Annotated in this window: 1 protein-coding gene; it reads right to left on the bottom strand. The window is 48.2% G+C overall.

Going from position 1 to position 1371, the window contains the following annotated elements; translation table 11 throughout:
- Positions 1-160: 160 nt before the first annotated feature.
- A complete protein-coding gene (locus tag BWI97_RS26835; protein WP_146011095.1) occupies positions 161-1132 on the bottom strand; it encodes a TonB-dependent receptor in 972 nt (323 codons plus the stop codon).
- Positions 1133-1371 lie beyond the last annotated feature (239 nt).

Here is a 1371-nt window from a genome sequence, read left to right as displayed (position 1 = left end):
GATGGCAATGGGAGCATCGGCAATATCGCCGGGTTTTTGCAGCGAACTTGGCCCTTAGGTAAGGCAATATTATTTTGCGTAGCCGAAGATCCGTCAAATTCCAGGTTATTTCGGGTTCGGTTCAGGATTTTATATCCCGCACTGAAGTTGATGAGAACGCTTAGACTAAATTTCCATAGGTAAGGGTATTGGTCAGGCCTCCCGTCCATTTGGGTTGGGGACTACCGAGCACCTGAAGCGTGGCCAGTCCGATGGTAGACGTAGCCGTTACCCCAGTTACGCTACCATTTCCGTCCTTTTGAAGGATCTCCCAAAGCGGGTTACCCGTCTGCGGATCCACTCCTGCGTACTTGGGCATATAGTACGAACCTACCGCTTCTCCAACCCGAAGGATGGTTCCTACGTAACTATTGCGGTAGATGTCGGCGTTGTTATTGGTTAACGCCAGTATCTGATTTCGGTTGAAGGCGATATTAAAGTCCGTTTCCCAACGCAATTTGCCAGTCGTGTTCCTGCTGTTAAGGGATAACTCGATACCCTTATTGCTAATGCTTCCTATGTTTCGGGCGATGCTTGAAAATCCGCTGGTCGTCGGAAGGGGTACTGATTGCAACAAATTGAAATTTCGCTTATCGTAGAGTTCCAGGGTTACGTTAAGCCGCTTCCATAAGCTTAGATCAACGCCCAGGTTGGTCGTCTGCTGACGCTCCCATTGTAAATCTGCATTAGGAATCTGTGAAGGGATCGCTCCCAACTGGCCCAGGTATTGCGAGGCTGGAGTACTGACAAAACTGTAAAGCCCGTAGGCGGCATAGTCAGCCACGGGATTGGAGTTGCCGGTAATGCCGTGACTTAAGCGAAGTTTTAGATTCGTAAGAACGTTGCTTCCTTTAAGAAAGGCTTCGTCTGAAACCTGCCATGCTCCACTAAAAGCATAGAAATTTCCGTAGCGAGCGTTGATGCCAAACCGGGAAGAACCATCCCGGCGGAACGAACCTGTTAAAAAGTATCGGTTATGCAGACTATAACTCAGTTCAGAAAATAAGGAAGCATACCGGGTTTCGACAATACTTTCAAAAGCAGAAACCGTTTTAGCACCCAGCACGGTTAGTAAGTCGGATTGTAGCCCCAAACCCGTTGAGCTAATACTCTCCGTTCGAATGCGGTTGTATTCGGCCCCCAGAATTAACTTAAAGTCGTGTGCCCATAGGCTTTTCCAGAAATAAACGATTGGACGTAAGCGTATTAAGCGTCAGGGATTGCGATTTTGAAATGTAGCCGGTGTAGRTGGAGTGTGMAAAGAGGCAGAGTCTTTGGGGGAAACGTACAAAGTACTCCCGCTTTGCCCGAGTGTTAAACGGTTAGCCGTTT

Origin of the sequence: Siphonobacter sp. BAB-5405, from assembly GCF_002872335.1 — a bacterium.
Lineage (GTDB): Bacteria > Bacteroidota > Bacteroidia > Cytophagales > Spirosomataceae > Siphonobacter.
The sequence above is the reverse complement of the archived record's forward strand: the minus strand, read 5'-3'. Positions and strand labels throughout refer to the sequence as shown.